Genomic DNA, 11661 nt, shown 5'->3' on the forward strand with positions numbered 1-11661 from the left:
GAAGTAACGGACAGCGATGTCGAGGACGAAGTAACGGACAGCAATGTCGAGGACGAAGTAACGGGCAACGATGTCCAGGATGAAGATGAGGTAACGGACAGCAATGTCGAGGACGAAGTAACGGGCAACGATGTCCAGGATGAAGATGAGGTAACGGACAGCAATGTCGAGGATGAAGATGAGGTAACGGACAAGGATGTCGAGGATGCCCCCGAGTCCTAGATCGTCTCGCCTATAGGAAAACCTTCAGGTTTCAGGACCCATTGCTTTCTGCATCTTTTTCAACCAGCAGGCTTGGCAGAGAGGCTGATTCGTGCCCGCGTATCAGCCTCCTTTCATTTTTTGGAACCTGGCCTACAGGCCATTTGGAACTCGCCCTACTACGCAACACGTGGTGACTTGTGCTATAATCGCAGTAGGATGTTACCCTTTTCGGCAAAACCGCTATCCTGATCTGTTCAGGTAAGAATCCCGTATTGCACAGCAACTTAGTGACGGAAAGAATTTTTTAAGGAAGTCAACCATGTCTGACAAACTGGATCGCTTCTCCAAACGAGCCCGCAAGGTGCTGACAATGGCTCAAGAGGAAGCCCAACGTCTCAACCACAACTATATCGGCACTGAACACTTGCTTCTCGGCCTTGTCAAGGAAGATCATGGTGTCGCCGTGAAAGTGCTGCGCGAGCTTGGTGTGGAGCCCATCCAGGTGATCCGTGCTGTCGAAAAAGCCGTGGGCCGTGGCGACCGGCCACCCTACGGTAAACCAACGCTGGCGCCTCGCACCAAGCGGGTCATCGAGCTGTCGGTGGAGGAAGCTCGGCTCATGGGACACCAGTATATTGGCACCGAACATCTGCTGCTCGGTCTCGTACGAGAGGGCGAAGGTATTGCTGTCAATGTATTACGCAGTCTCGGCGTCAGCCTGGATAAAGTCCGCACACAAACAGCCCGCAGCTTGCTGCAGACCGAGCAGATCCAGGATCGTAAGAAACAGGAAAGCAAAACCCCACTGATCGACCAATTGGGGCTTGATCTGACCCAGCAAGCCGAGGAAAATCTCCTGGATCCTGTGATTGGTCGCCAGAAAGAGATCGAACGAGTCATTCAGATCCTCTCCCGGCGAACGAAAAACAATCCCGCTCTGATCGGTGAACCAGGTGTTGGCAAGACTGCCATTGTGGAAGGCCTGGCCCAGCGCATTATTACCGGCGACGCGCCGGAATCGTTGCTGGACAAGCGCCTTCTGATGCTGGATGTAGGGTCCCTGGTGGCTGGCACCATGTACCGGGGCCAGTTCGAGGAACGCCTGAAGAAAATCATCGACGAGATCAAGGAAAGTGGCGCCATCCTGTTCATCGATGAGGTGCACATGCTGGTGGGCGCCGGTTCGGCAGGCAGTGCTGTCGATGCCGCCAATATCCTCAAGCCAGCCCTGGCGAGGGGAGAGGTCCAATGTATTGGTGCAACGACCCTGGACGAGTACAGACGCTACATAGAAGGCGACGCCTCCCTGGAACGACGCTTCCAGCCAGTCTTGGTCGAAGAACCAACCATCGAGGAAACAATTACAATTCTGGAAGGCATTCGTGCGGTCTATGAGGACCATCACAAGCTGGCGATTTCTGATGACGCTCTGGTGGCTGCGGCCCAGCTGTCGGCCCGCTACGTGCCCGATCGTTTTCTGCCTGACAAGGCTATTGATTTGATCGATGAAGCAGCCAGCCGGGTACGAATGTACAAGTCGCCCGAAGCCAATAATCTGAGAGAGGCCTTCGTCGAATACAAGGCGCTTCAGAAAGAAAAAAATGAGGCCATCGAGCTTGAGCGGTACGACGAAGCCATCGATCTGAGATACCGGGAGGTGGAGCTGAAGCACCAACTCGATCAGATGCGACTTGGCTGGGAATCGCTGGCCAACAGGCCGCAGATGACCGCTGAGGATGTGGCCGAGGTGGTTGCGATGTGGACAGGTGTGCCAGTCCAGCGCATCGCCGGGGAGGAAAGTGAACGTCTCCTTCAGATGGAAGAGGCCCTTCACCAGCGGGTTATCGGTCAGGATGAGCCAATCCTCGCGATCTCCAAGGCGGTTCGCAGAGCACGGGCGGGATTGAAGGATCCCAAACGGCCCATCGGCACTTTCATGTTCCTTGGCCCGACCGGCGTAGGCAAGACTGAACTGGCCAAGACGTTAGCTGAATTTCTATTCGGCAGTGAAGAGGCCTTGATCAAGCTCGATATGAGCGAATTCATGGAACGCCATAACATCAGCCGGCTGGTGGGCGCACCCCCTGGATATGTTGGCTATGAAGAAGGTGGCCAGCTCACCGAGGCGGTCCGTCGCCGGCCCTACAGCGTCATTCTTTTTGACGAAATGGAAAAGGCCCATCCTGAGGCCCACAATATGCTTCTGCAAATCATGGAGGATGGTCACCTCAGCGACGCCAAGGGGCGCCGGGTAGATTTCCGCAACGCCATTCTGATCATGACATCCAATGTGGGCGCGAAGCTGATCAAAAGAGCCAGCAAATTGGGTTTCGCCTTTACCGCTGACAACGAATCCAAGCGTGAACAAGACTACGAGGCCATGAAGGATCGAGTGGTGGATGCCTTGAAGCAGGAGTTTCGCCCTGAATTCCTCAATCGCCTGGATGGTGTCATGGTCTTCCGGCATCTGTCCAAGGAAGAGCTCACCGAGATTGTCGATCTTGAATTGAAACGGGTTTATCTGCAACTGCAAGAGCACGAACTTGCCCTCGAGTTGATCGATGAGGCCAAGTTCTTCCTGGCCGACGAGGGATACGATCCAGACTATGGTGCCCGGCCACTGCGCAGGGTTGTGCAAAGCCATGTTGAGGACAGACTCAGCGAGGGCTTGCTTGCCGGAGACTTCAAACCTGGTGATACAATAACTGCCTCGGTGACAATTGATGACGATGGCAAACGCCAACTCGTGATGGAGGTCACTGCTTCCCGGCCTGTCGATCTGGAGGACGATGACTCGGCCGACGAGTTGATTGAGATGGCGCTGGCCTGAAAGCGAATCAAAGCAACAGTGGTTCAGCCATCCGGGCTGTCGATCAGGACCGACTCGCCACGTGGCGAGTCGGTTCAACTGTTCAGGTTCATGAGCGTTCTCTCGTGTCTAAGGCCAGGAACGGTGGCAAAGAATGGGGGTCTCGCCAGCCAACCGTAAGGTAACACGCTGGCAATAGGGCCCATTTTCTGGTATAATTTTGGTGTATCATAGTCAGGCTGTGCAGCCACCGGGCATTCCGGGTGCTGTCCGACTCTCGATCTTGGAGGAGTAACGTGGGTTCCGGTTGGACTCGAAATGGTTTCGTCTACTTGTTGATCCTGGTGGCAGCTGCTGCCCTGTTCTTCAGCCTCTTTCCCCAGGGGCAGCGAACGGAGTCGGTCGAAGTCAGCCAGATCGCCCAGTGGATTGAAGAAGGTGAAATAACAAGCGTCGACGTCGAGGGAGAAAACCTGACCGTCACGCTGGATAATGGTGAAGTCTACGACTCCACCAAAGAAGAGGCCGTCTCATTCACCGAGTTGATGGCAAGCCTGGGTGTTTCGTCTGAAATGCTCATGCCACCCAATTTGGTCGTCACGGTCAATCCACCAGCGGAGATGGGAGGCTGGCTCGCCTTTCTCGGAGGTATTCTTCCTCTGATATTCATCGGCGCGCTCTTTTTCTTCCTGATGCGACAGGCCCAGGGTTCCAATAGCCAGGCCATGTCCTTCGGAAAGAGCAAGGCGCGCATGTTCACCGGCGACAAGCCCACCGTCACCTTCGACGATGTGGCCGGCGCCGAGGAATCGAAAGAGGAACTGCAAGAGGTTGTCGAGTTTCTCAAGGAACCACAGAAGTTTGCTGCCCTCGGTGCCCGCATCCCCAAGGGTGTGCTTCTGGTCGGCCCTCCCGGTACTGGCAAGACCCTCATGGCCAAAGCTGTCTCCGGTGAAGCTGGGGTGCCCTTCTTCTCCATCTCTGGTTCCGAGTTCGTCGAGATGTTCGTCGGCGTGGGTGCCAGCCGTGTGCGGGACCTTTTCGAACAGGCCAAGAGCAACTCGCCCTGCATCGTTTTCATCGACGAGATTGATGCCGTGGGCCGCCAGCGCGGCGCCGGGCTGGGCGGCAGCCATGATGAGCGAGAGCAGACACTGAATCAGATACTGGTGGAGATGGACGGCTTTGACACCGATACCAATGTGATCATCATTGCCGCCACCAACCGGCCTGATATTCTGGATCCTGCCTTGCTGCGCCCCGGTCGTTTCGATCGCCGGGTCATTATGGATCAGCCGGATGTCAAAGGGCGCCGGGCAATTCTGGATATCCACGTGCGGGGCAAGCCCCTTGCGGAAGAGGTGGATCTGGATGTCGTCGCTCGTGGCACACCAGGTTTCGTGGGTGCCGATATCGAGAATATGGTCAACGAGGCCGCTATCCTTGCCGCCAGGCGGGGACGGCGAAACATCGGCCAGGCTGAGTTGATTGAAGCGATTGAACGAGTAGCCCTGGGCGGTCCCGAACGCCGCAGCCGGGTCATCTCTGCCGCAGAAAAACGCATTATTGCCTACCATGAGGCAGGCCACGCCGTCCTGCGCAAGGTCCTGCCCAATACCGATCCAGTTTACAAGATCAGCATCATTCCCCGTGGTCAGGCTGCAGGATATGTGCTCTCCTTCCCGGAACAGGATCGAGGGCTGGTTTCGAAACCCTTCTTCATGGACTTCATTGCGGTAGCTCTCGGCGGTCGGGTGGCTGAAGAATTGATCTTCGACGAAATCACCGACGGTGCCAGGGATGACCTGGATAAGGTTACCCAGCTGGCGCGCCAGATGGTCACACGCTACGGCATGAGCGATACCTTGGGGCCTCTGGTCTACGGTCGCAAGCAAGAATTGGTTTTCCTGGGCCGGGAAATTTCAGAGCAACGAGACTACAGCGAGGCCGTGGCAAACGAAATTGACCGGGAGGTCAAGGCCTTTGTTAAAACAGGCTACCAGGAAGCGAGAGAGCAGTTAGCAGCCAATCTCGACAAACTGCACCTGGTTGCCACCACCTTGATGGAAGTTGAAACACTGACAGCTGAGGAGTTTGAGGCGCTTTGGGATAATGAAGGAGAGGCTGTCTCTGCAACACCTCCCAGCAGTGCGCCCACCCTGCCACCGACGCCGGAGCGTCCCCGCGAGGATAGTCGGGGTGAATCCAAACCAGCGCCGACCAGTCCGGCCCCATCACCGGCCTGACCGCTGGCGTTCCTGTGATCGCCAGCAGGAGAATACCGTTACGTTTTTTCGCCTTTCCGAATTGTAGCTGAATCAGCCGGGCTTCACATGCCCCGGCTGATTTTCAATGCCGCGAAATGCAACTTCTCTCCTTCCTGCCCTATCCCTGGCTTCAGGATGTCATCGCCTTGTTTCTCACCTTCGGTGCGGCGTTGAGCTGGCTGCGTTTCACCGACTCCCTGGCAACACGCAAGATCGTCTCCAGAGAACTCTCCCGCAAGCTCATCCACATTGGAACGGGACCGATCTTCGTCCTGTGCTGGTTACTCTTCAGCGGGGAAGTACAGAGCCGTTGGTTGGCCGCCCTTGTCCCCGCCGCGATCACCCTTCAGTTTTTTTTGATTGGAATGGGCTGGGTAAAGGACGACGGCGCCGTGCAAGCTATGTCCCGCGAGGGCGACCGTCGCGAACTTCTCTACGGGCCGACGCAATATGGAATCATCTTTGTTACCATGACCCTCATCTTCTGGCTCGATTCTCCCATAGGAATCATCGTTCTGATGATCCTGTGCTGGGGCGACGGGCTGGCTGATGTTGTCGGGCGCCGCTATGGAAAGAACGTCCTTCCTTTCAACCACCGCAAAACCTGGGCTGGCAGTACCGCCATGTTGGTCAGCAGCTTCGTCTTCTCCTTTGCCTACCTGGCCCTCTTTCAACGGCTGGACGTGTGGGATATTGACCTGGCGCGTTCAGTGGTGCCCATCCTTTTGATCTGTCTTGCAGCGACGGTTGTGGAAGCTGTGTCCGGAGAGGATACCGACAATGTGACTATCACTATCGCGGCCCTGGGCATGGCCTGGCTGATAACAGACGGCATTCCGATCTGGAATGTGCCGTTCCTGGGATAGTAAAAGTGCTCACGCCACAGCGCCGGTTTTCCCAGCGACTTCTATACGTCTTTCTTTCCTTCTCGGTCATCCTCATTGTCGGAACGGTCGGATACATGATCCTGGAAGGCTGGGATCTGCTGGACGCGATCTACATGACCGTGATAACCGTCTCCACGGTCGGATTCAGCGAAGTTCACCCCCTGTCACGAACGGGCCAACTTTTTACGATGGCGGTCGTCCTGGCCGGCGTTAGCACGGTTGCCTTTCTGTTTAGCACCATGGCTGATTACATCGTGGCTGGCGAGCTTCAGGGCACATTACAGCAAAGGTGGATTCAGGGCAAAATGGAAAAAATGCAAGATCACTATATCGTCTGTGGTTATGGACGCGTCGGCAAGCAGGTAGCAAGGGAATTGGAAGCCCAGGGTAGCAAAGTGGTCATCATAGAAAACGATCCGAACCAGATGCAAGAGACTGCCACCACAACGCGGTTATTCGTCCACGGAGATGCCACGGACGACGAAATCCTGCGTCAGGCCGGAATCGAACGCGCCCGGGGAATCGTTGCAGCTACCGGAAGCGACGCCGAGAACGTTTTCATCATTCTCTCGGCCCGAGCCTTGAACAAAGATTTGACCATTGTGGCCCGCGGAATCGCCATGGATTCCGACCGAAAGCTTCGCAAGGCTGGCGCCGACCACGTCATCTTGCCCCACGCCATCGGCGGACGGCGCATGGCCGGCGTGCTACTGCGCCCCACGGTATTGGATTTCCTGGACGTGGTCATGAACAGCGAGGATCTCCAGCTCTGGCTGGAGGAGATACCGGTCGAACCGCAGGCTGAACTGGCCAACTGTAGCGTGGATCAAGCGAGAGTGCGGACCCGGACCGGCGCCAACGTTTTAGCGATCAAGACTGTCGATGGAGAGATGCTCACTCCGGTGGCATCCGATTACTTCATAGAGCCGGGAGATGTCCTGGTAGCCCTGGGCACCCTTGACCAGTTGCATCAGCTTGCCCAGCTGGCAAACCACAAATGACACAGCTTGCCTCAGCTCAGCAAAGGCTGGCAGGATAACGCGCTCTGGCCAAAAATAGTCAGAGCGCGTCCCGGTGTCGGTTTGTTCACCCAGGTGTTTCGCGAGTCACCACGGCACCGTAGGGACACTTGTCCACGCAAACGAGGCAATACTTGCAGCGCGCCGCGTCCACCAGCGGCGCTTCATCCCGGTCAATCCATAAGATGGCTGCCCCCCGGCACGCACGTTGCGCAGTGCAGCGCGCGCAAAGACGGCAAACATCGGGGTCAATTGTAATAACCATAGGCAACTGCTTGGATGCATCTAGATGAAAATGATCTGAGCACCCTCAGTCTTTTCGAACATCTCCATGGCTCCGATAACACCATCCACCTCTGGGACGAAGTCGTCGTCAGTCAGATTCATCATGTCCACCGACATGCGGCAGGCGTAGATCTCGGCGCCCGAGTCGTGGATCATCTCCAGGAACTCGTCAACCGGAGGCATGTCCACTCCGTCGATCTGCTTGCGCATCATACTGGTGGCCATATTGGTTATGCCAGGCAGGCCAGCCACAAAATTCGGCATTCCCGTACTGGGGTTGCCAATGGGCACGAATTTCAGCTCCTTCTGCTTGTTTTTAGTGACAATGTCCATTCCCCAGAAGGTGAAGAACATCACTACTTCGATGCCTTCCATGCGGGCGGCATTGGCCAACACCAGGCCAGGATAGGCCATATCCAGGGTGCCCTTGGAGCATATGATCCCGACTTTTCGCTCTTCAGTCATCGTAAACCTCCAATATTCATGAGTAAATGTGTTAGATACAGCCCTTGGGCTTACCAAGACCGGCAATTCGGGCTACCTTCTTGGCTGGCCCCTTGGGAAAGAGCTGGTAGAGTTCCTTTGTGTTTACACCAGACTGCTTCGTGATGCGGCGCAGGGTCGGCGACTCGCCGGTCTTGCCATAGTCCTCGCGCACGAAGTTGATCACGTCCCAGTGGCGGTCACTAAGCTCGATGCCCTCATCGGCAGCGATTGATTCGGCAACTTCCGGTGTCCAGGCCGCGGGATCGGTCAAGAATCCATCAGCATCCATTTCGACAGTCAGTTCAGTGACAGGGGTTGTCATTGTCGGAGATTCTCCTTTTGTGATTTGTGAAATTCGATCAGAATGTTGTTTACGGGTTGTCAATTCAGTCCATGGCTGGTACAACCGAGTCTCTTAATCCTCGCCCACGGCCTTCAACATTTCCAGTGTCGTCGCCATACCGCGGCGAACCTGGGGATCACGCAGCTGCTTCAGGATGGACCAGGTCGATGTTTCGATCTTGTCCGGATCCGCTTCCATCTCGCGCATGGTACCCGCCAGGTGCTGTACCGTGTTCATCACCTCTGGCTGGGTCATCTCCTTGACTGTTGTCAGGATGGTTACCACGTTGTCGCCCAGCTGGCGGACATCCTCGGGCCCAAACGCCTCCGCTATGTTGTCCAGGACATATTGAGCCTCGCGGATCAGGCGAAAATAGCCTTTGCGCTCCATCTCGTCCAGTTCTTCCACCAACGAAAGGAACGCTTCATTCGCGATGGGAGAAGCATCCTGCACGAAATCGGACAGACTCTCCAACTGGTCGAGCATATTCTCGATATTGTTGGTATTTCGAGCCAGGCGTTTGACCAGATGAAGCAAATCCTCGATTTGCACATGGGGTTCGATTTCCTGCAGCTGTTCGACAGCCACCATGTACATGTCGTTTGCGATCGGGCTGAGATCCGCCTTGAGTTCATCCCACTCACGCTGCCGTAGCTGTTGCTGGCGTGCGACCTCGCTCAAAAAAGTTACCTGTTCGGTGAGGTTATCGATCTTTTGATTGAGTTCAGCAATTGCCAGGTCTTGTTGCACAGCCGGGTCCTGTTCCAATACCAGGTTTTGTTCCATCGAAGAGTCCCCCATTAATTCCACTTGCCGGCCATCTGCAATTCGGCAGTGATGGGCAGCGGCTTACCCTTGAGCAACAGGTTCCAGTACATCCAGCGGAACATCATCTTGCCCCAATGGTTCATGCGCGACTCCTGCAACAGCGAAAAAGGGCCAATCCCCGGTAGCGGGTACTTGCCGGGAAGCGGCTCCACATCGTAGTTGAAGTCAATCAGGAAACCCTTGCCAAAGCCCGATTCGATGTAACAGTTGGCATGCCCATCGAAAGTATCTCGCAGTTCCAGCCCGTCGATGTAGCGCAGGAAATTCTCGATAAACACATCACCCTGGAAATGAGCCACCGATCCCGCCTTGGAGCTGGGCAAATCGGTGGCATCGCCGAGGACGAAGATATTGTCGAAATCCTTCGCCTTCAAGGTATGCTTTTCGGTGGGAACGTAATTGAGTTCATCACCAAGACCTGACCGTTCGATAACTTGGCTGCCCATGTTGACCGGCACGCTCACCAGCAGGTCATATTCCACCTCGGTCTCATCGTAGGAGCTGATCTTTTTGGCATCCGGATCAACCTCGGCAATATTGAACTCCGGAATGACCTTGATATTCTTCTCCTCAAGAATGTCGCCCAGGAGATCGGCAGCTCGGGGCTTGGTGAAGGCACCGGGCAATGGCGTGGCAAAGACCAGTTCCACTTTGTCACGGATTCCTTGCTCAAAAAAGTACCAGTCGGCCAGGAACATGAACTCCAGTGGCGCTACCGGGCATTTGATGGGCATTTCAGCCACATTTAATACCAGCCGTCCCCCATCCCAGGTACGCAGTTGTTTGGCCAGGGCAACAGCGCCGTCCACGGTATAAAAGTCGTAGATCGATTTACGCCACTCGTGCTCGGAAAGGCCCGGTGTTTCGTCGGGGGCGAGATGGCTGCCCGTTGTGATGATCAAATAGTCATAGGGCAGCGAACGGCCATCGTTTTTGAGCGTTACCCGATTGTTGGCGGGATCGATCACCTCGATCTCCGAGATGATCACCTCGACGCCGCGCGGTAGATAGTCACGCCGTGGCCGCTGCACGTCATTTTGGCCATAGATGCCAAACGGGATAAACAGAAAGCCCGGTTGGTAGTAGTGGACCTCCGATTGATCGACGATGGTGATCTTCCATTCAGTGAGATCCAATTCCTGTGAGAGCTTATTGGCGACAATGGTGCCGGCTGTCCCGGCACCCAGGATAACGATACGTTTCATCAGCGACAAACCTTTCTTTTTTCTGGAAACGGGGCAAGAATTTGCTCCGTTCAGGTCAAACCTGACCTATCCTCGTTTCCTTAAGAGTTGGAGGAACACCTGCGGTTACAACTGAGTGATCTCAGCAATGCTTTGCAGGCGGCCAAACAACTCATTTCGTTCGTTGGCAATATGGGAAAGTATGTCGGCTACCCGTTGAACGAAGGGCAATACCCGGGCCTGCCCGGCCTCGCTCAGGGTATGGACTTCGCCGACGTGCTGCTCAATCAGTGCCGGATCAACCTCAAGATCGGCTGCGATCTGCGCCATCACCATCTCCGGAGGTGGCCAGTCATCCGGAGCAATTCCGCCCACCACAAGCATGGCCCTGACTTCAGAACCGACCAAAATCAATGCTCTGGTGCAAAGCAGACCCAGGTGGCTTGGTCGAAACCTGGGTGCCACCGAGGGATCGCGGGCCCACCGTGCCCATAGGTCCAGACAGCGGTTGCGGGCCGCGGGCGATTCTTCGACGGCGTCGAACAGGCCACAGGAATTGCTCGGCCGCGTGATTTGCTTGCCCTCCAGATCGGTGACAACCATCATCACACCCAACGCGTCGGCAAAACTATCCTGGATCAACTGAACGCATTCAAGCGGGAACAGTTTTTTCAGGCTGCCATTGTAGGGAACGGCCCCTTGAGATGGCGGCATTTCCACGCCAACGCTGCTTCCCTGAAGCCAGGCCTCTACCTGGTCGCGCCGAAAACGCCATTGATTGCCCACCTTCATAGCAGGAAGGCGACCACTGTCAGCCATCCGATAGATGGTTGTACGATCGACCTGCAGAATCGTTTGTAACTCCCGCGTGGTCAACAACTCGGTCATGGGCAATTTCCAGTAAATATTGGCACAAACATGGCCTTACAATACCACATCTCGTTCCCGAAAAATATGATCTAAATCATATTCAGGAAGATTTGATGCAAAAAGTTGTATTTGATGCATTATTTTCCACTGAATACATCAGATATCCACCGCAACCAGTCAACATGTCGCCAGAATCAGAAGGGTGAAACGGGCAACTTGATTTGTTTTTTTGTGTCTCATGGTGTAAACTACTATACGCGTTATAGAATACCCTTCGGAGGTTGTGCTTTTTTATGGCGGCACGTGGACAGGTCGATGGTCGCAGCAAGGTGCTGGACATTACGATAACCAATCTCAAAAAGCGTTTTGGTGAAGGCGCCATCATGAAACTGGGCGAGGCAGCTGACCTGCGGGTCGAAGCCATCCCCACCGGCTCCCTCTCCCTCGACCTGGCTCTTGGCATCGGTGGCGTGCCCAGA

General features: G+C 55.3%; 11 protein-coding genes. 6 read left to right on the forward strand and 5 right to left on the reverse strand.

Going from position 1 to position 11661, the window contains the following annotated elements:
* The 5 genes from U9R25_06565 to U9R25_06585 form a co-directional block, all read left to right on the forward strand.
* A partial coding sequence (locus U9R25_06565; GenBank protein ID MEA3335556.1) for an ATPase occupies window positions 1–222 on the forward strand: 222 nt, incomplete at its 5' end.
* A 301-nt stretch (window positions 223–523) separates the two neighbouring features.
* Complete coding sequence (locus tag U9R25_06570; GenBank protein MEA3335557.1) at window positions 524–3034, forward strand: ATP-dependent Clp protease ATP-binding subunit; 2511 nt, start codon at window positions 524–526, stop codon at window positions 3032–3034.
* Window positions 3035–3309: 275 nt separating this feature from the next.
* Window positions 3310–5259, forward strand: coding sequence for an ATP-dependent zinc metalloprotease FtsH (gene ftsH / locus U9R25_06575; GenBank protein ID MEA3335558.1), 1950 nt, complete (start codon window positions 3310–3312; stop codon window positions 5257–5259).
* 116 nt (window positions 5260–5375) lie between these two features.
* Window positions 5376–6146, forward strand: a complete 771-nt coding sequence (locus U9R25_06580) for a phosphatidate cytidylyltransferase (protein ID MEA3335559.1) — start codon at window positions 5376–5378, stop codon at window positions 6144–6146.
* A 5-nt stretch (window positions 6147–6151) separates the two neighbouring features.
* The gene (locus U9R25_06585; protein ID MEA3335560.1) at window positions 6152–7168 is read left to right on the forward strand and encodes a potassium channel protein; all 1017 of its coding nucleotides are present in this window, start codon (window positions 6152–6154) and stop codon (window positions 7166–7168) included.
* A 303-nt stretch (window positions 7169–7471) separates the two neighbouring features.
* Here U9R25_06585 and U9R25_06590 read toward each other — a convergent pair whose 3' ends face one another.
* From U9R25_06590 to U9R25_06610, 5 genes are all read right to left on the reverse strand, one after another.
* Window positions 7472–7936: a DsrE/DsrF/DrsH-like family protein gene (locus U9R25_06590; GenBank protein ID MEA3335561.1), complete on the reverse strand. Its 465-nt coding sequence runs from the start codon at window positions 7934–7936 to the stop codon at window positions 7472–7474.
* 31 nt (window positions 7937–7967) lie between these two features.
* Window positions 7968–8279: a TusE/DsrC/DsvC family sulfur relay protein gene (locus U9R25_06595; protein ID MEA3335562.1), complete on the reverse strand. Its 312-nt coding sequence runs from the start codon at window positions 8277–8279 to the stop codon at window positions 7968–7970.
* Window positions 8280–8372: 93 nt separating this feature from the next.
* Window positions 8373–9086 carry a DUF1641 domain-containing protein gene (locus U9R25_06600; GenBank protein ID MEA3335563.1) on the reverse strand — a complete coding sequence of 238 codons (714 nt, stop codon included), beginning with the start codon at window positions 9084–9086 and terminating at the stop codon, window positions 8373–8375.
* Between the two features lie 14 nt (window positions 9087–9100).
* On the reverse strand, window positions 9101–10333 hold the full coding sequence (locus U9R25_06605) for an FAD/NAD(P)-binding oxidoreductase (GenBank protein ID MEA3335564.1): 1233 nt from the start codon (window positions 10331–10333) through the stop codon (window positions 9101–9103).
* Between the two features lie 105 nt (window positions 10334–10438).
* Entirely contained in the window at window positions 10439–11200 is a 762-nt protein-coding gene (locus tag U9R25_06610; protein ID MEA3335565.1) for a PocR ligand-binding domain-containing protein, read from the reverse strand.
* Window positions 11201–11475: 275 nt separating this feature from the next.
* On the opposite strand from U9R25_06610, the gene U9R25_06615 reads away from it, so the two are divergent.
* The coding region (locus U9R25_06615) for a hypothetical protein (protein ID MEA3335566.1) at window positions 11476–11661 on the forward strand (186 nt) is incomplete at its 3' end.

This window comes from Chloroflexota bacterium (assembly GCA_034717495.1).
In the GTDB taxonomy this organism is placed as follows: Bacteria; Chloroflexota; Anaerolineae; order JAAEKA01; family JAAEKA01; genus JAYELL01.